Source organism: Marinobacter sp. CH_CUG1437-1, assembly GCF_037029655.1.
Lineage (GTDB): Bacteria > Pseudomonadota > Gammaproteobacteria > Pseudomonadales > Oleiphilaceae > Marinobacter > Marinobacter salsuginis.
In genome coordinates this window covers 29,548-54,008 of sequence record NZ_JAYMEW010000002.1, presented here as the reverse complement: position 1 = coordinate 54,008, position 24,461 = coordinate 29,548, and the positions used below count along the sequence as shown (strand labels likewise).

At 55.3% G+C, this 24,461-nt stretch carries 24 protein-coding genes; 14 read left to right on the top strand and 10 right to left on the bottom strand.

What is annotated here, in order from left to right; all coding sequences use genetic code 11:
• Nucleotides 1–16 precede the first annotated feature (16 nt).
• From WA411_RS05635 to WA411_RS05610, 6 genes are all read right to left on the bottom strand, one after another.
• Complete coding sequence (locus WA411_RS05635) at nucleotides 17–1,882, bottom strand: methyl-accepting chemotaxis protein (RefSeq protein WP_291908675.1); 1,866 nt, start codon at nucleotides 1,880–1,882, stop codon at nucleotides 17–19.
• A gap of 257 nt (nucleotides 1,883–2,139) precedes the next feature.
• A complete protein-coding gene (locus WA411_RS05630; RefSeq protein WP_222464442.1) occupies nucleotides 2,140–3,105 on the bottom strand; it encodes an ABC transporter substrate-binding protein in 966 nt (321 codons plus the stop codon).
• Between the two features lie 287 nt (nucleotides 3,106–3,392).
• Nucleotides 3,393–5,231: a protein kinase domain-containing protein gene (locus WA411_RS05625; protein WP_069185259.1), complete on the bottom strand. Its 1,839-nt coding sequence runs from the start codon at nucleotides 5,229–5,231 to the stop codon at nucleotides 3,393–3,395.
• A gap of 9 nt (nucleotides 5,232–5,240) precedes the next feature.
• Complete coding sequence (locus WA411_RS05620; protein ID WP_291908670.1) at nucleotides 5,241–6,836, bottom strand: dihydrolipoyllysine-residue acetyltransferase; 1,596 nt, start codon at nucleotides 6,834–6,836, stop codon at nucleotides 5,241–5,243.
• Between the two features lie 26 nt (nucleotides 6,837–6,862).
• A complete protein-coding gene (locus tag WA411_RS05615; protein ID WP_069185257.1) occupies nucleotides 6,863–7,840 on the bottom strand; it encodes an alpha-ketoacid dehydrogenase subunit beta in 978 nt (325 codons plus the stop codon).
• A 1-nt stretch (nucleotide 7,841) separates the two neighbouring features.
• Nucleotides 7,842–9,026 (bottom strand): thiamine pyrophosphate-dependent dehydrogenase E1 component subunit alpha, encoded by a 1,185-nt coding sequence (locus tag WA411_RS05610; RefSeq protein ID WP_291908667.1) that lies wholly within the window; start codon nucleotides 9,024–9,026, stop codon nucleotides 7,842–7,844.
• A 274-nt stretch (nucleotides 9,027–9,300) separates the two neighbouring features.
• Between WA411_RS05610 and WA411_RS05605 the strand changes: the two genes are divergently transcribed.
• The 3 genes from WA411_RS05605 (at nucleotide 9,301) to WA411_RS05595 (ending at nucleotide 13,215) form a co-directional block, all read left to right on the top strand.
• Nucleotides 9,301–10,770 (top strand): malate:quinone oxidoreductase, encoded by a 1,470-nt coding sequence (locus WA411_RS05605; RefSeq protein WP_291908666.1) that lies wholly within the window; start codon nucleotides 9,301–9,303, stop codon nucleotides 10,768–10,770.
• 29 nt (nucleotides 10,771–10,799) lie between these two features.
• A complete protein-coding gene (locus WA411_RS05600) occupies nucleotides 10,800–12,536 on the top strand; it encodes an isocitrate/isopropylmalate family dehydrogenase (RefSeq protein WP_291908663.1) in 1,737 nt (578 codons plus the stop codon).
• Nucleotides 12,537–12,651: 115 nt separating this feature from the next.
• The gene (locus WA411_RS05595) at nucleotides 12,652–13,215 is read left to right on the top strand and encodes a pyridoxamine 5'-phosphate oxidase family protein (RefSeq protein ID WP_222464447.1); all 564 of its coding nucleotides are present in this window, start codon (nucleotides 12,652–12,654) and stop codon (nucleotides 13,213–13,215) included.
• Between the two features lie 11 nt (nucleotides 13,216–13,226).
• Here WA411_RS05595 and WA411_RS05590 read toward each other — a convergent pair whose 3' ends face one another.
• Nucleotides 13,227–13,691, bottom strand: coding sequence for a MarR family winged helix-turn-helix transcriptional regulator (locus WA411_RS05590; RefSeq protein ID WP_291908660.1), 465 nt, complete (start codon nucleotides 13,689–13,691; stop codon nucleotides 13,227–13,229).
• Nucleotides 13,692–13,878: 187 nt separating this feature from the next.
• Here WA411_RS05590 and WA411_RS05585 point away from each other — a divergent pair, with 187 nt between their 5' ends.
• Both WA411_RS05585 and WA411_RS05580 read left to right on the top strand, forming a co-directional pair.
• Entirely contained in the window at nucleotides 13,879–14,859 is a 981-nt protein-coding gene (locus tag WA411_RS05585; protein ID WP_291908658.1) for a LysR family transcriptional regulator, read from the top strand.
• A 76-nt stretch (nucleotides 14,860–14,935) separates the two neighbouring features.
• Nucleotides 14,936–15,106 (top strand): hypothetical protein, encoded by a 171-nt coding sequence (locus WA411_RS05580; RefSeq protein WP_291908656.1) that lies wholly within the window; start codon nucleotides 14,936–14,938, stop codon nucleotides 15,104–15,106.
• 66 nt (nucleotides 15,107–15,172) lie between these two features.
• Here the strand turns inward: WA411_RS05580 and WA411_RS05575 are convergent, their stop codons facing one another.
• Complete coding sequence (locus WA411_RS05575; protein ID WP_291908654.1) at nucleotides 15,173–16,042, bottom strand: AraC family transcriptional regulator; 870 nt, start codon at nucleotides 16,040–16,042, stop codon at nucleotides 15,173–15,175.
• A 110-nt stretch (nucleotides 16,043–16,152) separates the two neighbouring features.
• Between WA411_RS05575 and WA411_RS05570 the strand changes: the two genes are divergently transcribed.
• From WA411_RS05570 to ccoG, 8 genes are all read left to right on the top strand, one after another.
• On the top strand, nucleotides 16,153–16,623 hold the full coding sequence (locus tag WA411_RS05570) for a YHS domain-containing (seleno)protein (RefSeq protein WP_222464452.1): 471 nt from the start codon (nucleotides 16,153–16,155) through the stop codon (nucleotides 16,621–16,623).
• Between the two features lie 83 nt (nucleotides 16,624–16,706).
• Complete coding sequence (locus tag WA411_RS05565; RefSeq protein WP_222464453.1) at nucleotides 16,707–16,991, top strand: BufA1 family periplasmic bufferin-type metallophore; 285 nt, start codon at nucleotides 16,707–16,709, stop codon at nucleotides 16,989–16,991.
• Nucleotides 16,992–16,996: 5 nt separating this feature from the next.
• Nucleotides 16,997–17,908, top strand: coding sequence for a DUF692 domain-containing protein (locus WA411_RS05560; RefSeq protein WP_291908650.1), 912 nt, complete (start codon nucleotides 16,997–16,999; stop codon nucleotides 17,906–17,908).
• Nucleotides 17,895–18,644, top strand: coding sequence for an HvfC/BufC N-terminal domain-containing protein (locus WA411_RS05555; protein ID WP_291908648.1), 750 nt, complete (start codon nucleotides 17,895–17,897; stop codon nucleotides 18,642–18,644). Before WA411_RS05560 ends, WA411_RS05555 begins: the two co-directional genes overlap by 14 nt.
• Before the next feature lie 12 nt (nucleotides 18,645–18,656).
• Nucleotides 18,657–19,124, top strand: coding sequence for a DoxX family protein (locus WA411_RS05550; protein ID WP_291908646.1), 468 nt, complete (start codon nucleotides 18,657–18,659; stop codon nucleotides 19,122–19,124).
• Nucleotides 19,111–19,449: a thioredoxin family protein gene (locus WA411_RS05545; RefSeq protein ID WP_291908645.1), complete on the top strand. Its 339-nt coding sequence runs from the start codon at nucleotides 19,111–19,113 to the stop codon at nucleotides 19,447–19,449. Before WA411_RS05550 ends, WA411_RS05545 begins: the two co-directional genes overlap by 14 nt.
• 134 nt (nucleotides 19,450–19,583) lie before the next feature.
• A complete protein-coding gene (locus tag WA411_RS05540; RefSeq protein ID WP_291908643.1) occupies nucleotides 19,584–20,984 on the top strand; it encodes an aminotransferase-like domain-containing protein in 1,401 nt (466 codons plus the stop codon).
• Nucleotides 20,985–21,098: 114 nt separating this feature from the next.
• A complete protein-coding gene (gene ccoG, locus WA411_RS05535; protein ID WP_291908641.1) occupies nucleotides 21,099–22,493 on the top strand; it encodes a cytochrome c oxidase accessory protein CcoG in 1,395 nt (464 codons plus the stop codon).
• A gap of 88 nt (nucleotides 22,494–22,581) precedes the next feature.
• Here the strand turns inward: ccoG and WA411_RS05530 are convergent, their stop codons facing one another.
• Both WA411_RS05530 and WA411_RS05525 read right to left on the bottom strand, forming a co-directional pair.
• On the bottom strand, nucleotides 22,582–23,052 hold the full coding sequence (locus WA411_RS05530; protein ID WP_291908639.1) for a nuclear transport factor 2 family protein: 471 nt from the start codon (nucleotides 23,050–23,052) through the stop codon (nucleotides 22,582–22,584).
• A gap of 46 nt (nucleotides 23,053–23,098) precedes the next feature.
• Nucleotides 23,099–23,695, bottom strand: a complete 597-nt coding sequence (locus tag WA411_RS05525; RefSeq protein ID WP_291908637.1) for an RNA polymerase sigma factor — start codon at nucleotides 23,693–23,695, stop codon at nucleotides 23,099–23,101.
• A 191-nt stretch (nucleotides 23,696–23,886) separates the two neighbouring features.
• Here WA411_RS05525 and WA411_RS05520 point away from each other — a divergent pair, with 191 nt between their 5' ends.
• Nucleotides 23,887–24,456, top strand: coding sequence for a TetR/AcrR family transcriptional regulator (locus tag WA411_RS05520; protein ID WP_291908635.1), 570 nt, complete (start codon nucleotides 23,887–23,889; stop codon nucleotides 24,454–24,456).
• Nucleotides 24,457–24,461: the final 5 nt, after the last annotated feature.

Below are 24,461 nucleotides of genomic sequence, written 5' to 3'. Positions count from 1 at the left end.
TGCAACCATTGTCTGCTCAGGATTCACTGGCACGGAAGCGTCTCACCAGAGTGTTCAACTCATCAGCCATGGTGGCCAGAGATTGGCTTGATTGGTTTACCTGGGAGATATCCCCGGCGAGTTCTTCAATAGCGCCGCTGCTCATTTCCACATTTTGAGTCATCTCGGATGCTGTGGCTCTCTGCTGTTCGGTGGCGCTGGCTATCTGGGTTGTCATTTCGACGATGCTGTTGACCGCGGCCAGAATATCGGTCAGTGCTTCGCCGGACTTGCTCGCCTCCTCGCTGGCTTCTTCGGCCATCTGCTTGGCCTTGCTCATATCTACAACTGCACCGGCTGCGCCACTTTGAAGCTGTGACACAATGCGCTCGATATCGACGGTTGATTCCTGCACCCGTTTGGCCAGCCCGCGGACCTCGTCGGCAACCACGGCAAAACCCCGACCTGCCTCGCCGGCACGGGCCGCTTCGATAGCGGCGTTCAAGGCCAGAAGGTTGGTCTGTTCTGCAATGCTCTGAATCACCGCAAGCACATTGCCAATCTCGGCTGACTCATTTTCCAACTGCTGGATGCGCGTCGATCCTTTTTCTACCTGATTGGCAAGGTTAGTGACTGCTCTGATGGCAGAGCCAACGGTTTCCTGGCCGGAATCGGCGAGAGAAGCTGCCTTGCGGGCGGATTCGTCAGTTTCGCTGGTGTTCGAAGCGATTTCTTCAGAGGTCGAGACCATCTCCTGCATGGCGGCGGACACCTGAGTGATCTGATCGCGCTGCTGCTCGGAGTTGGCGGTGGTGCGCTTGGTGATGCCGGAGAGGGACTCCGATTCGCCCGTAAGCTGGCGGGAAGCCCTCACGATTTGCGAGATTGTCTTCTCGAGGGTTTCCAGGAAGGTGTTGACGGCACCAATGAAATCACCGATTTCGTCCGGGCGACCCGGGGTCAGCCTGGTGGACAAGTCGCCGTTATTGTTGGCGATGTCGTCGAGATAACCGAGGATTTCAGTTTTTGCACGCTTCACACTAGAGCCCATCAAACGGCTCATCAACACCGCAACGATCAGCCCGAGCACTGCAGACACTGTAAACGCGGCGAGAGTGAACTTGAGTGCTAGGGATGTTTCCGCCGTTGCTTCATCCGCTTCCTGATCCAGAGACGCGAAGATACTGCTTTCAAGTTGCCGTGCCATACTAGCAATTTCCGGCCCAAGGACATCCAGCTTCTGGGTTTTGACGCTCACCAGAATACTCTGTTGTTCCAGCATCTGCTGAACGCCGGTTCGGTAGGCTTCAAGCTCCTCGACGACGGTATTGAGGTACACCTGAACGAATTCCGGGCCGTTTTCTGCATCAATCAGTTCCAATGCATCAGAAAGGTCCTCGATGGCCCATCCCAGTGCCTTTTGCGAGTCCTCGTCGCCAGTCGCCAGATAGCGCTGAGCGGTCATTCGCATGATCAGTGCATCATTCAGGAGCTGTTCCAGGCCAGCTCTCAATTCGCTGTCTGGTTCACGATTGGCGACGCCGTTTAAAGCGAGTCTGAGGGCTTTTGTTGCGTTCGGCCCATGCACATCCAGTTTCTCATCGATGATGCTGAGCACCTGACGCTTTGCTGGAACCAGTTCGTTTCTGAACGAATCAATGTACTGATTGGTTGTCTCTTCAATGCGATCAACCAGTTTGGCTCGCTCGGGCTCCTGGATGTCTTCCTGGGCTTTTGCCATCACCGCCCTGAAATCCGCCTCCGATTCACCGAAGCGTTCAAGGGTCTTTTCGTTTCCGGTCGAAAAATAATCGAACACGCGAAGTCTCATTCGATAGACGCTGGTGATCGAGTCGGTTCCTATCGCGGTATCCGGTGCCAAATCCCGGGCAACCGTGTTCATTCTCTGATCCAGTTTCTGGAATTCAAAAACGCTGAAAAGCGTGACAGCAGCGAACAGTAAAAGAATAAAAAGGGGAGCAATTAATAACTTGCCGGGAACACCTAATTTTCTTTCTAAGGAGTTTAGGAAAGAGGAAGCCAAAGCATAGCCCTTCTATTAATTTGTTTTGTTTCTTATCGGCTGCGCCGACCAAATCTGAAGTCTTGGGCGAGATTTTCCGGATCGGCGCAGCGGTCGTTAATGGAAAAGCGACGAATCTACTCCACAAAGTTAGCCTGACTGGCGATCAGCGGAGAGAGTTGAAGGTTCCAGTGCTCGAGTCCGCTTTCGCTGTAGACATAATGGCCGCTGAGGGATTTCAGCTGCGGTATCTGGTCTGGTCTCATGCCATTGAGGATGAGCGAGGCCAGTCTGGCTGCCGTAAGCCCCTCCTGTTGGGCTGAGATGGTGAAACCGCCGATGCTCTGTTCTTCACCAACGAAGATATCCCAGAAGGAGAAAAGTGGAAGCTGAGCGCTATAATAGGCCTCCTTGAGCAATTCATAAGGAGTAGCGTAGTTGCCGTCCTTGTCCCGGATAGTGTGGTGGGTTCCCAGAACCACGGCGTCATAGCGCTCATGAGCGTTTACCACCGATTTCAGCCAGGTATCCCGGTCGTTGGTCAGGACGATATCCAGGTCCGAGCCGTAAATAGTGGCCTGGCGTTTGTCACCGAAATATTCGTTCACTGCATTGCGCATGGTGGGTGAGTCATCCATCAGCACCAGGAAGCGATCCCTCTGCCGAAGGACTTTTCGCAGATGCCGGATACTGTCGGCGAAGAAGGGGCGTTCCAGTATTCCGGTAACCAGAGGGTGCTCAAGGGTAGGGTGCTGAACCGGGCCACCATTCACTCCCAAAAATACCACCGGAATCTCGCGCTGCACCAGATGCTCCGCCATCAGTGAAAATGCATTGTCATCACCCAGGATGGCCACATCCGGCTTGATCTCGGCGATCTTGCCCTGAATCTCAGCCACCTTGTCTGGCCATTCGGGCTTGGGCAGGCGTTTGGTGTCCAGTTCAAAGACCTTTATGTCGTGGTCATTCCCAAGAACCGAACGGACAGCCTCAATGTAATCGGCATCCCATTTGTATTCGATGTGATAGCTTTGAACGATAACGACGGTTTTGGCAAAACACAGGGGGCTGACCAGCAACAGAGCCAGTAGGAGAAATCGCATAGTTGTTCCTTATTGTTATCCGAGCAAACGTGAAAAACAGTCTTTCTTAACGATTTGTTCTTCAGGCAGTTTTTATCGTTATGTCCGGTTCTGATACAGGAACCATGCCAGTTGCCAAGTCATTGTTTTTACGTGTTTTCAGGAGCCTTGAGCGGTTTCGTTCACTGATTTTGGAAATGAAGTGTCCGGTACCTGGGACATCTCGGGAGTTTCTTGATTGAAATTGTCGGCTTTACCGGACAAAGCGTCCGAAACAGCGGACAAAACGGATGGGATCGGCCTGGCGTCTAAGCGTGCTCAGACCTGGGGTTGCGCGGGTAATACCGGTCGGGCAAACGCTCGATATGCGGGAAAAAGCGCGTGTCCTTGTAGGGCATCTTCATATACCCGGAAACTCCGAGCCCGGTGATCTGTTCGACAGCGGAAAGGATTTCATCCAATAGCCGAGTAAACTCCGCTTCCCGGTCGGGATCCAGCAGCCGGTAGTGGCTGTGAATCTTTAGGTGCCGGGGCAGGGCTTCGAAGATAATCATGCCGGTGTGGTGGATGTCGTTCAGGGCCTCCAAAGCGTGGATTATGATATCAGGCAGAACCAGAAACTCCTCCGGATCGGGGCCGTCCTCGAAGTAGGAATGCACGCGGCTTTCATCCTCCACCTCCGGCGCAGCGCTGACCTCGTAATGCAGTTTCATTCCCGGTGATAGGAGAAAGGGTTGATCCGGCTCGTCACGGTCGATGTGCAGAGTGTTCCGGGCGTTAAACAGGCAGCTTTTGAAAATGCCCTGTCGGTAAATTGCCTGGGCGAGGTAAACCATGTTGTTGACCGCCTGAACAAATGCCGACTTCAGGGCCGGATCGTGCAGGTTGAGCGACGTGTCGATGTAGATTCCATCGGTTTCCCAGCGCACGGCCAGGCCACCTTCCACCGGGTAACGCCCCAGGCGGCTGACGGCCGCCAGAAAGGCTTTCTCGGTTTCGCCCATGCCCTGCATGAAGTTCTTGTAGTAGCGGTCGAGCTGAACGTCGTTAACGTCGTTGAGGGTTTCCGGCGCTCCCTCTTCCCGGAGGAAGGATTTGCGGGAGCTGTAAACCACGGTGTCGATTTCCTGATCCGAGGCTCGAACCCAAACCGGTACCTGGGCCGCGACCGGCTTTTCGGGCAGATCGATCATCACCGTGCGAGCCATCCGCGGCATTTCCCTGAGGTAGTAATCACCGGCTTTGCGCCGCGTGTCAGGATCCGGCGACAGCATGCCATCGAGCATCCGGGCGAACTCCATGGGCAGTCCCAGGGAGGTGGCCGGGATCGCCCGATGACCAAAACGGCAGGATTGCGCGGAGGCCAAGGCATAGAGCGTACCCGCCGCGCCTTGTTCATCAAAGCGGGGCGAAGACAGGCCGCCGTTGAGCTGTTCCTCACCAATAAAATAGACATCCCCAAGCCGCGCGTTGGTTTGCTGCAGGTTGTCGGACATCAGCTCCATCACATTGGCGGTAATGAACTGCTGGTTAGCGTCCAGCTGGGCAAACACCGAGGAGCCCCAGTCAATCAGCGCGATGTTTTCGGTGCTGGCGTCGAACACCAGATTGGATGGTTTGATATCACCGTGAACGATCGGTCTTCCGGCAGGGCCGTTTTCCCGGCGCAGGTTGCGCAGGATGTCGGCAAGCTGGTCGGCAATGCGGATAATGAGTCGTGGCTTCAGGCGGCCATCACGAAGGGAAACCTCTTCCAGATTCAGCCCGGCAGCCCGTTCCATCACCAGAATCGGTTGGTTATTGGCTCGCTGATAGGAAATCAGCCGCGGCACCCTGGGGTGACGGACCTGTTCAAGAATGTACGCTTCGTCTTCAAGCCGGTCCTGAAGATGTCTGGGCAGGTTGATGCGGGTGAATTTGAACACATGTTCCGGGCCACCGATGGCTGTGCCCGGCAGGCGGCCGGCAAAGACAAAGCCGTAGGCGCCCTTACCAATCAGTTCGATGTCCTGATAGCCAAGTTGGCGGAGCTGGGCGGCGCAAAGCGCCACCCAGTCCTTGAGCTTCTTGGCATCATCATGGCTGAGCAGATAGATCGACTGCTCTTCGGGGATGTAGAACTGCTGCAGTTGAGTCTTCTGCGCCATGATTGTCCGTCAGCCCATATGCAGCAGCATGGTTTGGGGCGATTCCAGGTAACCTTTCCAGCGGTTGCAGAAGCGGGCGATCGTGCCGCCATCGATTATGCGGTGATCGCCGGCCCAGCTCACCGTCATGATGGCCCGTTCCACCACCTGGCCGTTGGCGTCAAACCGGGGCAGTTTCTGGGTGCGTCCCAGGGCCACGATCGCCACCTCGGGTGCATTGATAATGGGTGCGGCGTAGGTGCCACCCAGTGCGCCAATGTTGGAGATGGTGATGGTGCCGCCCTTGAGGTCTTCCTGGCTGACTCGGCCGGATCGGGCTGCTTCGGTCAGGCGCGCCACTTCGTCAGCGATGCCCAGCAAAGACAGGCTCTCAACGCCCTTGATGTTCGGCACCATAAGCCCGGCCTTGCCATCCACCGCCATACCAATGTTGCATTGGGGCAGGTAGTGAATCTCGGTGACGTCGTCGTTGAGCTGACTGTTGAGTACCGGGAATTCCTGGACCGCCAGGGCCATGGCCTTCATGAAGAAGGGCATGAGCGTCAGCCGTGAGCCCCGAGCCTCCGCCTCTGGTTTGAGTTGTTCCCTGAGCTTGAGCAGATCGGTGACATCAATATCCTCGCTGTAGATAAAGTGAGGAATGGTGGACGCCGATTTCACCATGCTTTTCGCCATGGCTGCTTTCATGCCTCGGATCGGTTCCACACGAACGTCCTGCTCGGGCGCGTTCTGCCGGCGTGTCACGGTACCGCCGGAAGCTTGCGCTTCGTGGCCGGAATCCGGAGCCTGCGCAGATTTTGAACCACTCTCAATATGCGCCAGCACATCGGCCTTCAGCACCCGGCCATCTTTGCCGGAGCCGGCGATGTCGCTGAGGTTGAGCTCGTGTTCCCGCACCAGGCGACGGACGGCCGGGCTGGCGGGAATACGCTGTCCGCTGGCCTTAGCAACCGGTGAGGCCGTTGCGGTTGAGAGTTGCGCAGCGGGCTCCGGTTTGGCTCTGGGCTCTTCTGGCTCTTCCCGTTCCCGGGGAATGAACGCGAACAGCGGCGCATGAACCTTGGCCATCGCCTGCTGTTGGTGATAAAGCTTGGTTACCCGCCCGGCTTTGGGAGCAGTAATCTCGACCATGGCCTTGTCGGTCATAACGTCCACGACAGGCTGGTCTTCCTCGATTTCGTCACCCTCGGCAATCCGCCATTCCACCACCTCGCACTCAACGATGCCTTCGCCGATATCCGGCAGGATAAAGTCTTCGGTGGTGTTATCTCTGGACTCGGCGCCTGAGGGAGATTGCTTTTCAGCCACGGGGGCAGCCTTTGGCTCCGCAGGCTCCGCAGAGCTAGCCGGCGCCTGGCCACCACTTTCGTTCTCATCCACCAGCTCAAACAGCGGGGCATGAACCTTGGCGATATCGCCTTCCTTGTAGTAGAGGCGGGTCACCCGGCCCTTATAGGGCGCCGGAATTTCCACCAGGGCCTTGTCGGTCATTACCTCAGCCACCGGCTGATCTTCTTCGATCACATCGCCTTCACTGACCAGCCATTTGACCAGTTCACATTCCACGATACCTTCGCCGATATCGGGCAGAATAAAATCACTCATAGTCGCTCTCCTGTCCTGATATCAGCCTAGAATTCAACGCTCGCCCTGATGGCCTCGTAGACCTTCAGGTGATTGGGCAGGTGCTCTTTTTCCAGTACCAGCGGGAACGGGGTGTCCATCCCGGTTACCCGAGCGATCGGAGATTCCAGATACAGGAAACAGCGCTCCTGAATCGTGGCAGCGATTTCACCGGCGAAGCCGCCGGTCAGGGGAGCTTCGTGGGTGACCACCAGCCTTCCGGTCTTGAACACGGAGTTGGCGACGGTTTCCACATCCCAGGGCAAGATGGTCCTCAGGTCGATGACCTCACAGGAAATGCCATCTTTCTCGGCCCGTTCCACGGCCTGATCGATGACTTCCATCTGGGCGCCCCAGCCCAGAACCGTCACATCCGTGCCTTCCTTGGTGACTTCGGCTTCACCCAGGGGCAGGCGGTAGTCCTCGTCTGGCACTTCACCCACCGAGGCCCGGTAAAGCCGCTTGGGCTCGAAGAACAAGGTTGGGTTGGGATCGTGGATGGCGGCCAGCAATAGCCCTTTGGCCTGATGCGGGTTGCGCGGTACCACGATTTTCAAACCCGGGGTGTGGGCGAAGTAGGCTTCCGGGGACTGGGAGTGATACAGGCCGCCGGCAATACCGCCGCCGTAAGGGGCGCGAATGGTTAGCCCGCCAACGTTGAACAGGTTGCCCGAGCGGTAGCGGAACTTGGCGGATTCGTTCACGATCTGATCGAACGCCGGGAAGATGTAGTCCGCGAACTGGATCTCGGCTACCGGTACCGAGCCCTGTGCCGCCAGGCCGTTGGCAAACCCGATGATGCCTTGCTCTACCAGGGGCGTGTTGAAGCAACGGGCCTTGCCGTACTTCTGTTGCAGGTTGCTGGTAGCACGGAAAACGCCGCCAAAGACACCCACGTCCTCACCGAAACACAGCACTCGCTCGTCTTCCGCCATGGCAGTGTCGAGGGCGTTGTTGATGGCCTGGAGCATATTCATCTTGGTCATATCATGCTCCTCCCTTGGCGTGCTCGGCACTCTTCGGGTACTCGTCCGGATACCGGCGAATATGCGCCTTCAGTTTGTCGAACTGCTCAGCCAGCGCCGGCGGGACTTCGTCATAGACATCACTGACCAATGATTCAAGCGGTGGTGGCGGCCGTTTCTGCGCCCGTTTCATGGTTTCGAGCACTTCCCGGCGCATGTTCTCCTGCAGCTGCTTTTCGTCGTCCTCACTCCACCATTTCTTGCTTTCCAGCCACAGGCGCATGCGCAGGATCGGATCTTTTTCCCGCCATACTGCCTCTTCATCCTTGCTGCGATAACCGGACGGGTCGTCTGATGAGGAGTGGGCCGCCAGCCGATAACTCATGGCTTCGATCAATACCGGACGGTTGTGTTCTACGGCCAGCTTGCGGGCCTCTTGCGTGGCCTGATACATCGCCAGAATGTCGTTTCCGTCCACCCGGATCACATCCATCTTGTAGCCGTAGGCCCGGGGTGCAACGCCGTCGGCTGCAAACTGTTCGGCGGCCGGTGTGGAAATAGCGTAACCGTTGTTCCGGCACAGGAAGATCACGGGCACCCGATGAACCGCCGCCATGTTCAGGGCCGCGTGGAAATCGCCCTCGGAAGCGGCGCCTTCACCGAAATAGGTAATGGTGCAATGACCTTCGCCACGAAGTTTCTGACCGTAAGCATAGCCCGTGGCCTGGGGAATCTGGGTGGCCAGCGGTGAAGAGATGGTCATGTAGTTCAGCTTTTTCGAGCCATAATGAACCGGCATCTGGCGACCCTTGCCATAGTCCATCTCATTGCCGAACAGCTGGTTCATGAATTCGTCGATGGTAAAACCGCGGTAGGCGAGGGCACCTTGCTCCCGATACTGCGCCATAATCATGTCGCCATCATCCAGCGCCGCCGCGCTGCCAATCACGGCCGCTTCTTCACCGGTGCACTGCATGTAAAAGCTCAGGCGGCCCTGCCGTTGGGCGGCAAGCATGCGTTCATCAAGAATTCGGGTGGTAACCATGGCCCGGTAGATACGAAGGGCCTTGTCTTTGTCGAGATCAGGAGCTTTGGCGCTCTTGTAGAGCTTGCCGTCCTGTTTCAGAAGCCTGAACGTGGGAATACGGAATTCCGCACCGTCGGTAAACACTGGGGAATACACAACTTTGGACTTTGTTGTTGTCATAATCCTCTTCCTGGGGTAGTGGCCTGAGGAACAAACACTCCTTGTGGGAGTGTAGTTAATGTCATTGTAGACAGCCTGGCAGAATCTGGTGTGATTCGTGCCAGGTGATGTTTACCTTAACGTAAACTGCTGGAGAGGGGTAGACCCCCGTTGATAGATTTTAAGTGATGAGTAACCGCTGTCTCCGCGTTTTCCGCGCCTGGCGAAGCGTGCTACCGTCAAGGTATACACTTTTTAACGGATTCAGACATTTGACTCACGCGGGCAGGTTTTAATGAACGTAATCATTATCGGCGCAGGAATAATGGGCACCACTTTCGCCACCCTGGCGAAAGAGTTGGCACCGGAACTGGATATCACCATTCTGGAAAGACTGGACGGCCCCGGGGCCGGGAATTCCTGGGTGTTCAACAACGCAGGTACCGGGCACGAGGCAAACTGTGAGCTGAACTACACACCGGTGGACGAAGAGGTTATTTCGGTCGAAAAGGCGGTAAAGATTCACGCCCAGTTTAACGTGGCCAAGCAGTTCTGGGCCTATCTGATCCAGAAGGGCGCTATCAAGGATCCCAAATCCTTCATCAACCAGACCAAGCACTGCACCATTGTCTCGGAACCGTCGATTCAGGAACTGAAACTCCGCTTCAACGAGATGTCGGCGCACCATTTCTTTGAGCAGATGCGCTATTCAGAAGACTTCGACGAGATCAAGAGCTGGATTCCCTACACCATGGAGGAGCGGCCGCGCCATGAGAAGATGGCGGCGACGGTTATCGAAACCGGCACGGACGTCAACTTTGGTGCGCTGACAGAGCAAATGGCCCGGCACGCCGTTGACGACCTCGGGGTAAAGATTGAATACGGCACCCACGTGAAGCGCGTACATCGCAGCCCGGCCGGCAGCTGGCTTGTGGAAACCCAGAGCAGGGGTGGTGATCGACAGTACAAGGCAGACGTTCTGTTTGTCGGTGCGGGCGGTGGTGCATTCCCGATCCTGAAAAAGAGCCATCTGCCTTTTGCCCGTCGTTTCACCGGTTTTCCCGTTGGCGGGCGTTTCCTGCAGGCCGAGATCACCGCCGAACAGGCCAAGCAATACAGGGCCAAAACCTACGGTAAGGCAAAGGTGGGTGCACCGCCGATGTCCGTTCCGCACCTCGATCTGCGGGTATCAGACGGAAAGTATTACCTTCTGTTTGGCCCGTTCGCCTCGTTCAAACCGGTACTGGAAAGAGGGCGGGGGTTCCTCGACTACCTTCGCTCAATGCGCCTCCACGATATTCCGAGCCTGCTGAACGTCGCCCTGGAGCACTTCCCTCTGGTCAAATATCTGGTTTCAGAGACCTTCAAGGGCGAAAAGAGCATGTTCGAAGAGCTGGACAGCTTCGCTCCGGGCATGAGTAAGAAGTTCAACTGGAAAGCGGTTGAGGCTGGCCAGCGGGTACAGATCATCCGGGATGGGGATCTGCAGATGGGCACCGAGATCCTGGTATCCAGTGACAAGACCTACGGTACCTTGCTCGGCGCATCCCCGGGTGCTTCGGTGTCGCCGGAGGTCATGCTGCGTTGCCTGGAACAGCTTTTGCCGTCTATTTTTACCAGTGAGCAAGCGGAAAAGAAGAAGAAAGAAATATTCCCCGAAGATAACCTGGAGGCGCTAGCGAAGAATCCCGACCGATACCGGGAGATCCGGGATTTGGTCAATGAGCGGTTGGGTATCAAGCCGTCGGCATCACAGCAGGACTGAACAGGCCAACAAATAACAGGGAGATTTCCATGGACAGCAGAATCAGGGTCACCTCGCCTCTTGTGATCCTCCACGGCGACGAAATGGCCCAGGTAGCGTTTGACCATATTCTGAAGAAGTTCGTGAACTCACGGCTTGATATACAGCTTGAAGAAATCGACCTGTCTGCGGAAAACCGACTGTTGACCAATGGCCAGGTAGTCATCGATGCCATTGAAGCTCTCCAACGTTATGGTGTGGGAGTCAAAAATGCTGGCATGACCGTAAACCGGCAGCAGCTCGAGGACTTGCTCCGTAAGCATCCGGATGTGGACGGCAACAACCTGCACCCGCTGGCGACCAAATCGCCAAACGGCGCTATCCGGAAGGGCATCAGTGGCAACATAACCCGGGAAGACATCAAGTTCCGTAACCTCAACATTCGCCGTCCGGAGTGGGTAGGGCGCGACATTGAGGTGGATACCATGGAATTCGGTGGCATCAAGGACAGTTTTAACCAACTGTCCATGGCAACCGGTGTCGTCAAGCTGATGTTCGTCGGGAGTAGCGGAGACCCTGTGGAGCTGCATCGCCGAGAGGTTCGCAAGGGCGATCCCTGGCTGTTGGCAACCAATGACCTGGAGGACGTTAAAGCCTGGGCACATCGCTTCTTCCAGCGAGCTATTGCCGAGAAACGGGATGTCTACCTGGGCCTGAAAGACACCGTGATCCCCGGCTACGACGGCGCCATGAGAGCAGCGATCGAGGACATCTACCACAGTGACTACAAGAAGCAGATCGAGGATCTGGGTCTGAAGTACTTCTACGAGCTGATTGATGCCCAGGCAGCACGAATTGTTTCCAACCCACCGAAGCGAGCGCTGTGGGGCGTGCCGGACAACACCACCGGGCGTAAATTGCTCAAGCTGGTGAACCAACTCAAGGAGTTTGGTATTCCGGGCCGGGGTGCCCATGTGTCAATTTCTCGCATGAGTGCCGGAGGCGGCGACCAGTACGGCAGCTTCAACATGGCGGCCAAGGAAGATGGCATTCTCAAGGTGATCGTCGACGGTGACGAGAAGCATGCCCGCCGGGTCAGAAAAGGCGATCCGATGCTTCTCATGTCTAATGACCGCGAGGCCATCAAGGACTGGGTTCTGCAAGTGTTCCGGGATGCCTCGCGCAAAGACAAGGAGGTGTATTTCGGTCTAAAGCGCGAGTACATGGAGTACGACGAAGTCTACAGCGATGTGATTACCGAAGTGCGCCGCGAGTTGGCCAGTGAGGATACTCCACCACCATCTTTCATGATTATGCGGCCCTCAAGCCAGCTTAAAAAGATGATCACCGATCCCCCCAGAAACGCGCTTTATCCCTCCCAGAACCTGGATGGGGATATATTCTCGGACATTTCCGCCGCTCTTGGCGGCAGTCTGGCGACCGCGAGCTCCATCATCGAAAGCAAGGACGGCACCATGCTGTTCGAGGCGCCCCATGGCACGGCACATGATCTTTACCTGAAGTATCTTGAGAGTGACGGAAAGATCGCCCACTTCAATCCATCGGCCTTGATCTTCGCGCTGGCCAACGCACTGGAAACCCTCGGTGAGCGGGAAGGTAACGAACCCTTGAGCCAATACGCCGTTCAGTTGAAGGCCGCGTTAACGGATACCGTCGACAGAGGAATTGTTACTGCCGATTTGAAAGGTAAAACCGTTGATCCGGATTCCGAACAGGTGGTGGACATGACTGGCTTCCTGGAGGCGGTGGAAAAGGCGCTCGGATGAAATCTCAAAAAAAGCCAAGCCCCCTTTAAAAAAATGGAGACGCGATGTAACACCTGGGCCAGTCGGGTTACTGATAGCAAATGGGATAACATTTTCAGAACCTCGGGAGCCCGCCATGGCGCACAAGTTTGCCGAAATCGCGTTTACCAGAACGGTAAAGCAGGTCCAGGAAAAGATGGGCAGCCGTTCGGGGTATTCATCCATCGAGTCCGGGCCTGACCGTAACAATCTGCTGAGAGACCGCGAGCGTGGGTTCATCGAGGCCCGTGACAGCTTTTACATTGCCAGTGTCAGCGAAACAGGTTGGCCCTACATTCAGCATCGGGGAGGACCGGCCGGTTTTTTGAAGGTGATAGATCAATCGACAATCGGCTTTGCCGATTACTCCGGCAATCGCCAATACATCACCACGGGCAATGTCCTTACCAATGACCGAGTCGCCCTGTTCATGATGGACTACCCAAACAAAAGGCGGCTGAAACTGCTTGGCCGGATGACACTGGTCGGCTCAGACCAGCCTGACCTCCTCGAGCAATTGCAGGATGGCGATTACAACGCCCAGGTAGAGAAGGGCATGATCATTCGGGTTGAAGCGTTTGACTGGAATTGTCCGCAGCATATTACCCCTCGCTATACTCAATCAGAGGTCGAAGCACTGCTCGAGTCCATGCGTGATTGAGGCTGAAGAAGTCAGAGGGTCGACTGGAGTTTACTGCTGTAGCGCCGGAGTTTTCCCACGGTCTCTGACCAGTCATCTGCACCCACCATGTTGGTGAACTCATCGTGAGCTTCCTCCCACCTTGCCAGTGCCTGCACGTATATGTCTTCGCCCTCCGGCGTCAACGAAAGCCCCAGAGAACGCTTATGCCCTGTAGGCTGGGACTGCAGAAGCCCCTTGGCGATCAGTTTTTCAACCGTGCGCTGAAGGGATGTGCGCTCCATGCCGAGAAGCTCGGCCAGCTCGTTGATGGAGTTTGGTGGCGACAGTTTGATGGCATTCAGAATAGAAAACTGGGTAATCCTGAGGCCGGTGTCCGAAAGGTGATGGTTGTAGTGACGGGTTACCAGCCTGGAAAACACGCGGGAGTAGAGAGCGGCGCAGGTTCTGGCAACATCGAGAGGCGTTGCTTCCTGGTCTAATGAGTGCCCGGACACGGTGGGTTTCCCTGTGTTTAAGTGTATCTGCATGATGCTAGGTGGAAGTGCCCGTGATGTCCAGCCGATCAAACCAAAGAAGTTCAGGGAATCTTGCGTGGTTTCAGTAACAGTCAGGCCTCCAGGGCGTCTGAGAAACAGGTATCACGTTCTCTCCGATGTCCTCTTCACACGCAAGCGAGGCACCATGAAAAATCAGGAACTCAACTTGTTGCATGTCTTCAGCGCCATCATGACTGAAGGCTCCATTACACGAGCGGCGGACCGCCTGGGCATGACCCAGCCTGCGGTTTCGAATGTAGTTTCCCGAATGCGCATCGCCTGGAAGGATCCTCTGTTTGTTAAACGCGGAAGACAGGTGGAGCCGACGTCCTATGCGCAAAGCCTCTGGGACCAGATTCGCAACCCCCTGCACGAGCTGTCCAACGCGGTAAACTCCACCCGCTTCACGCCTGGCGAATCCCGCAGGACGTTCAGGGTTGCGGTCACCGATCTGATACTCGAAATGGTCTGGCAACCGCTGGTCTCCGAGTTGCAGCAAAGTGCGCCCGGGATTGATCTGCATGCGGTGCCTTTCTCGCCGGCCACGGCAGCGAATCATCTGCGAGAAGCGAGTGTCGACTTTGTGATTGGATTTTTCGAACAGCATGATCACAGCCTGCGAAGCCTTTGGCTTTTTGACACCGGCTATGTGCTGGCCATGAGAAGCGGCCATGACTTGAGTGGTCGGCCCGTGGACCTGGATTCATTTCTGGATGCTCAACACCTGCTGGCAACCATGTCTGGTGAGGCTCACGGTGTTGTCGACGATACACTTAACAGGCGTGGCCTGGAGAGACGCGTCGCAGTGACGGTAAACCATTTTTCCGCCGTCCCAAATCTGCTCAGAAACTCCGACCTGGTTGCTACCATCCCTGAAGTTATTACCGGCGACTGCGAATTCTGTGCGGGTATTTCGATCACCAGTCTGCCAATTGAGGTGGAGCCAACCAGCCTGTACCTCGCATGGCACACCCGCCACGACCGGGACCCTGGCATTATCTGGATTCGAAGCGTAATCGAGCGAGTGGCCAAGGCGTGTTGGGCGCAAGCCATGGCCGCCAGAGAACTTGATTGTGGACTACTGACGGTGATTAACCCCGGTTTGGACAATCGGCCCATAAACTAGAACACCTGTCCATTTGTCGGGGTGTTCCGGTGATTAGTATTTCTCCCGTAGACATCAACCACTGGAGAAACCCATCATGAAAAACCTTACTGCCAAAGCGCTGCTTGTTGTTTCCATCGCCCTGATCTCGGCATCCGCCAGCGCATCTCTGGCGGACCGAAAGTCCGATATCGACGATTTCAGCGAGACCGTGAGTAGCCCATACAGCGGGCAAAAGGTCATCCGCGGGCAGATTGTTCTGAAGTAAAACGCTAAACCAAACGAAAAGCGGGCAAGGATTCAGAATCCTTGCCCGCTTTTCGTTGAGCACCATTCACGCGACGTTGGCGTTCTCCTCAGCTACGGTGTTCTGAGCCTCGGTAGCTGTTGCGTTCAACTTTTTCCATTCCCTGGGCGTCATGCCCGTATTCTTTTTGAAGGCCCTGGAGAACCCCGAGGCGTCTTCGTAGCCTACTTCGAAACAAATTATCGACATGGGCTTGTCTTTCAGAATGAGCTTCTTGGCAGCAGAGATACGGGCATTCTGGACGTATTCGCCAGGTGCCAGACCAAGCACATTCTTGAAGTGTTGGATGAAGGTTGATCGGGACATGGTCGCCACGTCAGCCAACTTATCAACAGAAAGATCTCCACTGAGATTGCTGTCGATGCAATTCAGTACCTTGCTCAGCTGACGGTCCGCGAGCGCGGATAGCATGCCCTTGGGTGTTTCCCCCTCGGAAACGATATGCCGGAGCACATTTACGAAAATGACCTCAACGAGTCGGTTCATAACCGCGTCCCGCCCTTCCTGGGCTGCTTCGGCTTCCGCGAACAACACATCTACGAATGAGCCAAGGCCCTGAACCGAAGACAGGGGAAGTACAACGGAAGGGGGCAGCGCCTGGAGGAACGGGTTTCGGGAACCAGTCTGAAACTTGATCGAGGCGCAAATCATCTCGGCACCTTCCTTGTTTGCGCCGAACAGCTGATGGGGCTGGGAGCGCACCGAGAAGATCATGGTCGGCTCCGTGAGTGTCATTTTTTCCCGGTTTGCTTCCATGATATCGAGCACCCCCGAACGGAGTACATGGATGTATCCGGTTCCCTCCTCTTCAAAGGACGCGAGTCCACAAAGCTGGCCCCGAAAGAACACGCCGGCGTTTACGTTGAGCTGGTCGAGAATGTAAGAAAGCCTGTCCATAAGCCACTCCAGATAATTGGCATAGAAGTTTGAACGATCGTACGCATTCAGTACCGCCCGAGGCCTTAATGTTTCAAACGTAGTCATCATTCATTCAAAGGAGATACCCAATGACTCGTTTCAACAAACTTCGTGCCTTCGTTGCTTTTGCTGCCATGAGCGCGGCTTCTGGTGTTTTTGCTGCCGATATCGACATGAACGCCGACGCCAATGATGTCGCCATCAGCGGTTACGACCCGGTGGCCTACTTCTCTGATTCAGAGGCCACCAAAGGTTCGGCCGAATACACCGCCACCTACAAGAACGCGATTTACCATTTCTCCAGCGCGGAGAACCGTGATCTGTTCCGTGCCGACCCCAGTGCCTATGCGCCCCAATACGGCGGCTACTGCGCATTCGGCGTAACCATGGAGAAGAAGTTCGACGTTGATCCCGAGGCCTGGCGGATTGTCGATAACAAACTCTACCTGAACCTGAACAAAGATGTGCAGAAGCGTTGGCTGACTGATGTACCTGGCTTCATCGCAAATGCCAACGACATCTGGCCGGAGATCAAAACCGTGGAAGCAGCCGAGCTGTAAAGCGCTGCCAGTGATCGGAGCAAATCGCAGGGTCCTTGATCTCAAGAACAAGGACCCTCAATCAAACTTTCAGGGTGATCGATATGAACCAGAAGCTTCTTTTTAGCGCGGCACTGGCCGCTGCACTGGCCGGCGCCATGTCCGCGCCACTGGCTCACGCAGGCGGCAAGGAAAAATGCTATGGCATTTCCCCGGTTGGCGGTAACGACTGTGCGAACCTTGCGGGAACGCACTCCTGTGCTGGCCAGGCAAAGGTCGCCAACGACCCGGGTGAGTACAAGATTGTTGAGAAGGGCACCTGTGAAGATCTGGGTGGTTTTGACAAGGAAACGGCTCTGAAAATCATTGCTGAGAAAAGCAAGGGTTAAGGGTCATGAGTAATCGTCAGGACTCAGGCCAAAGCCAGTCGGAACTCAAGAGCACCGCCGTTGGGGTAGGGCTACGACCAGAGCACTACCAGGACGTTCTGGAGCAGGCACCCTCAATCGATTTTCTTGAGGTTCACTCGGAGAACTTCTTCGCAGACGCCGGCATCTCTGTCGATCTTCTACAAGAGGTCTCGGCCAGCACGCCGATCAGCCTGCACGGCACCTCGGCAGGTTTGGGGTCGGTTGAGGCTGTTCCTGACGATTATCTCAAAAAACTGAAACGCCTTGTGGATCGGGTGGATCCGGTACTCGTGTCGGACCATCTGTGTTTCACCTGGGCAAGGATCGGTGGAAGGCTTTTTCACGGTGGTGATCTTCTACCCATTCCCTATACCGAAGACAGCTTGCTGCATGCAGTGAACAACATTGATCGCATACAACAGTACCTCGGTCGTCAGATCGCTATCGAGAATGTCTGCGCCTACATCGAGTTTGACCAGAGTGATTTCGACGAAGCGAGTTTTATCGGTGAAATCGTAGCTCGCACGCAGTGTGGACTGATCCTCGATATCAACAATCTGATGGTGAACGCCCGAAATGGGCAAGTCTCAAATCTGGAGAATTTTGTTGATCGCTATGTCGGATCACTCGACCACTCTGCGATTACCGAGATTCATCTTGCGGGCTCGACGCCCGTGGGCGAAGAAGAGCTGCTGATCGACGACCACGCCTGCCCGGTATCCGTGGCTGGCTGGCAAACCTACGAACGCGTGCTCAATGTGATCGGCCCAAAGCCCACGTTGATTGAATGGGATAACAATCTCCCATCCTGGCGCGAGCTTCTTGGGGAGGCTACCAAGGCCAGAAAGGCACAGCGCCGGGTACTGGGGAGTGAGCGCAGCCATGAATCTCTCTGATTACCAGGCTCATTTCCTCGAATTCCTGTTCGGCGGTACGAGCAAGCCGGTGCAGCCCGATTCCGAGGTGTATCGATTTGGGGTTGAGGCGAAGGCAGTTCGAGCCCTCGAGCAAGGTTATCCAACCGTGAGGGCACTGCTAGGCCCTGCCGACTTTGAAGGGCTGGCCCTCGACTATTTCAGGATGATCCGGAAACAGAGCGGAGACTGGGGCGAATTCGGTTGGGGCTTTCCGAGCTGGATTATCTCCCATCGGATTTCAGACCGCGTTCCTTATCTCTCCGATGTAGCGCGACTCGACAATTACGTATCACGCGTCGAAAGGAGCCAGTACGAAGAGGTGAATGTCGCGAGCTTTAACGCAATTGGAGAGGACCTGGCGTCTTGCTCTCTGATTCTCAACAAAGGGCTGCAGTTTTTCCGCTCAATGTACCCAGTAGTCAGTATCTGGGAGGCGCACAAAAGCGAGACCCCGAAGGACACACTCAGTTTCGCTCAGGCGAAAAGAATGATCGCCAAGGGCCGAGGGCAGAATGCGCTGGTCTATCGCGCGGGTTGGAAGGGAATGGCGGAAGTCATTACTGAGAGAGATGTGCTGTTGCTGGAGGCAGTCAGAAACCAGCGGAGTATCGCCGAAGTCTTTGGCGAGGATGTTCTGAAGGACAGCAACTTTACCTATTGGCTGCAAGACATGATCGCAAAAGGCGTCATTGTTGGCGCCAAAACCATTCACTAAGAGGAGATCGACATGAAAACCTTGGCTTACAGTTTCTACGGTTTGAACGATTCGGTTCAGCGATTGGTTGGCAGCCTGCTACCTATCGCGTTGTTTCTCGGGCGCCTTTATGTGGCCTGGATCTTTTTCAAAGCTGGCCTCACGAAGATTGATGACTGGGGAACCACGCTGTTTCTGTTTGAGGAAGAATACAGTGTTCCGCTGTTGAGCCCCGAGTTTGCGGCCTTCCTGGCGACCTTTGGCGAACTGGTTTTCCCGGTGTTGCTGGTCATTGGCCTGTTTTCCCTGGTGTCCTCGCTGGGTCTGTTCGTCATCAACATTGTTGCGGTCATCAGTCTTGAAGCGATTGCACCAGCAGCAGAGTTATATCACGTGGTCTGGGGCCTTATTCTGATGGGCTTGGCCATGTGTGGCCCCGGCCTGTTCTCGCTCGACAAGCTGATCAGAGCCCGTTTGAGAGGTGACCATGCCGCTAATTAATCTGAATACCTTTGAAGAACTGGGCGAACTCGCCAATAAACACGAATGGCTGCTACTGGACTTCTGGGCACCCTGGTGCGCGCCGTGCAAGGTAATGAATCCCGTGCTTGAAAACTTCAGTGAACTGAATCCTGACAACGCGGTCATCAAGGTGGATGTGGATCAGAAGCACGAGATCGCCGCCAAATTCGGCGTCAGGGCGATACCGACTCTGGTTCTTCTCAGACGCGACCAGTTCATGGGGCAGGAGGCCGGGTCCAGATCACTGAACGATCTCAACAGCTGGATCGACGGGCTAAAACAGAAGGTATCCCATTTGGCGTGAGTTGTTGGCGGTTTTCAGAGTAAACTCAGTTCGCCGGGTCCACGCCCGGCTTTTTTATTTGGAAATCGGGTAAGGTTCGCTTTCGCTCGATGTTCCGAATAGATTCCTGAGTGTGTGTGGAGATGGATCAGGCAATGACAGTCGATTTGCCCAAATACCAGGCGCTTGAGAATACTCTTCGAAAGAGTATCGAGGGTGGTCGATGGCGGCCCGGCGAACGAGTCCCATCCATAAGAGAACTCTGCAGCCATTACGGCTATTCCAAGATCACCGTACAGCATGCGCTGCAGCGGCTTGAGGCTCAGGGATTGATTCAGGCCCGGGAGCGAAGCGGCTTTTTTGTGTCGTTGGGGCAAAGCGAGTTCGAGCCCCCCAGGCAAGCCGCCATGCCTGCCGCGCCCCAGCCTGTCTCAGTTAGCCAGGTGTTTCAGGACATCATGACCCGGAGTGCTGCCTTTGATTTGCTCCCCGACCTACATAGCGACGAGCCGCCACCCGGTATAATCCAGCTGAACCGGTCGATCGGCCGGGCTCTGCGTCGCCAGTCTGCGAGCTTTCAATATTATGACGAGCCGGCTGGTGATCAGGCGTTGAGGACCCAGCTTGCGCTTCGAGCCGCCAAAAGAGGGTGGACGGTGGAGGCCAATCAGTTCTGCGTCACTTCTGGTTGCCAGCAGTCCTTGTTCCTGGCCTTGATGGCGGTTTGCAAGAGCGGCGACGTGGTTGCGGTTGAAGCCCCGGGTTTTTATGGGGTTCTCCAGTTGCTTGAACAACTGGAGCTCAGGGTGATCGAGATCCCGGCTTCGCCGACGACTGGAATGGATGTCCGGGCGCTTGAAGAGAGCCTCCAAGTCTGGGACATCAAGGCGTGCGTGGTTTCCCCGTCCTTTGCCACTCCTACCGGGGCTGTCATGCCTTCCGAAAACCGTCGACGGTTGCTTGAGCTTGCCGAACGACATGACCTGGCCATCATTGAAGATGATATATACGGCGAGTCAGGGTGGTTAAACACTCCCGATTCCCTGAAGGCGATTGATGAGTGTGACCGCGTCATCCATTGCAGTTCTTTCTCAAAAGTTCTCTCGCGAGACCTGCGTTTGGGATGGGTTTCAGGTGGCCGGTGGCATCGAAACATACTGCAACTGAAATTGACCACTCAGTTGGCCAGTAGCCGGTTCCTGCAGCAGGGCGTGGCACACTTTCTTGCTGAGGGCGGCTACGCATCCTACCTCCGACGGTATCGGCAACGCCTGCGTCTGCAGCGAGACCGTTTAATGGATTTGCTGGGAAACTGGCCTGTGCCTCTGAAAGCAACCGCGCCTCAGGGTGGTTTGGCTTTGTGGGTGGAATTGCCGCCAGAAGTGGACACTCTGAGCCTTTACGCCAAAACCCTCAAGGAAGGTATTGTCATAACGCCCGGTAGCCTCTTCTCGGTTTCCGGAAAGTTTTCGAACTGCCTGAGAATCAGCTTTGCCCATCCGTGGAACGAAGCACGAACAGATGCGTTGCAGAGACTACCCGCACTCATGTTCTGAAGTTCCGTCATCTGTCCCTATCAAATATTAAAAAAGTGGTCCTGCCCCCGTTAAGTGCGATCCGTTAACCTCGCGTCACCTTTTATTCCCTGGTGATGGCAAGGTGCGCAACAAATGAGTCGCCTTATCTCTGTAAAGCAAATCGAGTCAACTTCGAAAGTCCTCGAGGCCGACCACAAAATCCAACCCCGAAGTTTCTCCGGTTTCTTTCGTCGTGTGCGAATTACCGGAGGTCTTGTTCTCTTTGCGCTGTATTTTGGTGTGGCGTGGCTCGACTGGGGTGGCAGACAGGCAGTCCTCTGGGATCTCTCAGAGAAGAAGTTCCATATCTTTTCCGCCACGTTCTGGCCGGAAGACCTGGTGTTGCTCTCCGGGATTCTCTTGATCTGTGCATTCGGCCTGTTTTTCTTGACGGTACTGGCGGGTCGAGTGTGGTGCGGCTACGCGTGCCCTCAGAGTGTCTGGACCTGGGTCTTCCTTTGGGCGGAGCGAGTGGCGGAGGGCGATCGATCAAAAAGGATCAAGCTTGATGCAGCGCCTCTCAGCGTGAAGAAGCTCGTTCGCCGCGGTTCCAAACATGGGCTCTGGCTCCTCATCAGTCTCTTAACGGCGATAACGTTTGTAGGGTATTTCACACCGATACGCGATCTTGTCGGAGATCTTTTTGTCTTGGAAGCATCAGGATGGGCCGTGTTCTGGGTTCTGTTCTTCACGGCGGCCACTTATCTGAATGCTGGTTGGCTGCGCGAGAAAGTGTGTTTCCACATGTGCCCTTACGGCAGATTCCAGTCGTCCATGGTGGATGCAGACTCCATGGTTATTTCCTATGACGCTGAACGGGGTGAACCCAGAGGTTCTCGGAGAAAGGGTGTTACGCCAGCTTCAGCGGAGCTGGGAGACTGCATTGATTGTCAGCTGTGCGTGCAGGTGTGCCCGACAGGGATTGATATTCGGGACGGGTTGCAGATGGAGTGTATTGGATGTGCCGCCTGCATCGACGCCTGCGACTCGATCATGGACAAGATGGGATACGCCCGTGGCCTGGTGCGTTACGCCAGTGAACGCGACCTGAAGGGCGGGAAAACAAATCTGTTGAGACCACGACTGGTGGGGTATTTCGCCTTCCTGGTTGTTATGATTGGGCTGTTTGCATGGGGCGTGGTGTCCAGGCCTCTGATCACGCTCGATGTTGAAAGGGACCGGGGTATGTACCGGTATACGAGTGAGGGCGAGACCGAAAACAGCTATCTGCTGAAACTCACGAACAAAGACAGCAGCCAGAAGTACCTCATCATACAGGTTGAAGATCCATTGCGAGCGTCAACCACAGGCCCCTTGGGCGTGGTAGTTGAGGCCGGAGAAAAGGTTGAGGTTCCTTATTCCGTGGCCCTGCCTGCATCCTCCCTCAATGCTGGCGCCAACGACATCGTTTTTCAGATCAGCACCCTGCATGGGGAGAGGGCGTTGGTTACCGAAACCAGTACGTTCCTTGCTCCATCAGAACACTGATTTAGAGCAGGCGCGTCGCTGTTGTTGGCGCGGGGCGGCTTGCGACCGACAGGCCGCCGCCCTGGCGAAACATAGTGTGCAGCTGGAATCAAAGCCCCAGATCGCTCAAACCGGGGTGATTATCCGGTCTGCGCCCCAGGGGCCAACGGAAAAGCCGATCTGACTCTTTGATAGGGCTGTCGTTGATGCATGCGAATCGACGCCGCATGAGACCGTCCGCACCAAATTCCCAGTTTTCATTGCCATAGGAGCGGAACCAGTTTCCGCTGTCGTCATGCCACTCATAGGCATATCTCACGGCAATGCGGTTGTCGGTGTAGGCCCAGAGTTCTTTGATCAGACGGTAATCCAGTTCACGATTCCATTTGCGGGTGAGGAATTCTTCGACCTCCTTCCGGCCGTTGGCGAACTCGGCCCGGTTACGCCAGCGTGTGTCCTCGGTGTAGGCGAGGACAACCTTTGCCGGATCCCGGCTGTTCCAGCCATCTTCGGCAAGGCGAACTTTTTCAATGGCGCTTTCCCGGGTGAAGGGTGGCAGTGGTGGACGTTGGGAAGTCATGTTGGTTCTCCATTTCTTGGCAAACAGATTGGTGCGGCCGCCTGGATCAGAGCAGGGCGGCCAGCTCGTTTCGTGCACGGTGTAGGATGACTCGCAGATTTCCATGGGAGATCTGCAGCACATCCGAAACCTGCGAACCGGTGAGCGCGCTCATGCCCTTTAGCAGAATCGCGTTGGCGTAATCCCGGTTCATATTCTTCATTTCCACGCGAATGCGTTCCTGAACCTTTGCAGTCTGGGTAGCCAACTCCGGTTCGCTAAGATGCCCGGCGGTGCCACCAAATTGGTTGTCTAGTGCGTTATCGGATAACAGAGCGAGGCTTGGCGAAGCAGGAAATTCCCTTCGGTTTTCACGGTAGGTGTTGAAGGCTTTGTTGGTGACGATCCGGCACAGCCAGGTTTTCAGCGACGAACGGCCCTCGAACGACGTGATGGCTCCAATGGCAGCCATCCAGGCCTCCTGCGCGATATCTTCAGCAACGGCCGCAGAGGTGTACTTGGCGGCCACTCGCAGCATTACCGGATGGTATCTCCGGTAAGCTTCATCAAAGGCCTTCGGATGGCCCGCTTGCAAGCCATCAATCAAGCCTGCCTCATGCTCAAAAGCCGTTTCCTTCCGGGTGACTTTAATTTGAATGTCCATCCTGCTTGTCTCCATGCCGTTTTCATTGGTGGTTCGCAAATGAAACCGACAACAACACCAGTCAAAAAATACCCTGCTTCGCTTCCCAAACTGGCATTTCCTGAAGTAGACAAGTCGGTCTATTTTTAATAGTAGACAGGTTTGTCTAATTTGGTCAAGATATAATCAATGAAAAAGGTGGAGGTTTACCGATGGGACGCAGACAGGATCTGATCGATACAGCACTAAGACTGTTCTATGAACATGGAATACACGCCATCGGCATTAACCAGGTGCTGCAGGAAGCGGGTGTTGCAAAGCAAACGCTCTATAACCATTTTGAGAGCAAAGACAGCCTTGTAGAGGCTGCCGTTGAGCACCGGGACAAACTTTTTTTCCAATGGCTTGAGTCGCGAATGAACAGCCAGCCGGCGGGAAGAGAGGCTCTGATGGAGATGTTTGATGCGGTTCACGACTGGTTCAATGACCGAGTTCCGTCACTCCAGCGTTTCTACGGGTGTTTTTTCATTAATACCTGCGGTGAGTACAGCGACCCGGACCACCCGGTCCACAGACGCTGCGCGGCTCATAAAACAAAAGTTTTTGAGCTCCTGAAGCGGCACGCTCTGGAAATCAGTACTTCAGAGACTGAAGCAGATGAACTGGCCAATGCGCTGTTTTTGCTTAAGGAGGGTGCCATCGTTAAAGCGCACGTTGAAGGCGATCTGGATGCGGCGTTTAAGGCAAAGGCAATTGCCTCAAGGATGATTTCGCCGCACTGAAAAAA